Consider the following 387-nt stretch of genomic DNA (forward strand, 5'->3'; position numbering starts at 1 on the left):
TAATGAAGTTGTTGGGATTAAAATCCTTGGTACGCCCCAAGAAATATCGTTCGTTCCAAGGCAATATTGGCTTGGCTGCGCCAAATCTATTGCAACGAGATTTTAAGGCTAGCGAGGCAAATCAAAAGTGGGTAACCGACGTGACGGAGTTTAATGTCGCTGGTGAGAAGCTTTATCTATCACCGATTTTAGATTTGTTTAATGGCGAAATCATTGCCTTTGAAACGGCAAAAAGACCCGTTTATAAAATGATTGATACTATGCTCAACCAAGCTTTTAAACGACTATCGCCAAAGGATAAACCGATCTTACATTCTGACCAAGGCTGGCAATATCGCATGCACGCTTATCAAGCCTCACTACAATCAAAAGGTCTTATGCAAAGTA

General features: G+C 40.8%; 1 protein-coding gene. It reads left to right on the plus strand.

What is annotated here, in order from left to right; translation table 11 throughout:
* On the plus strand, window positions 1-387 hold a 387-nt coding region (locus tag H8K55_RS21335; RefSeq protein ID WP_186944260.1), incomplete at both ends, for a DDE-type integrase/transposase/recombinase.

It is taken from the genome of Affinundibacterium flavidum, from assembly GCF_014284175.1.
GTDB classification, from domain to species: Bacteria; Pseudomonadota; Gammaproteobacteria; order Burkholderiales; family Burkholderiaceae_D; genus Undibacterium; species Undibacterium flavidum.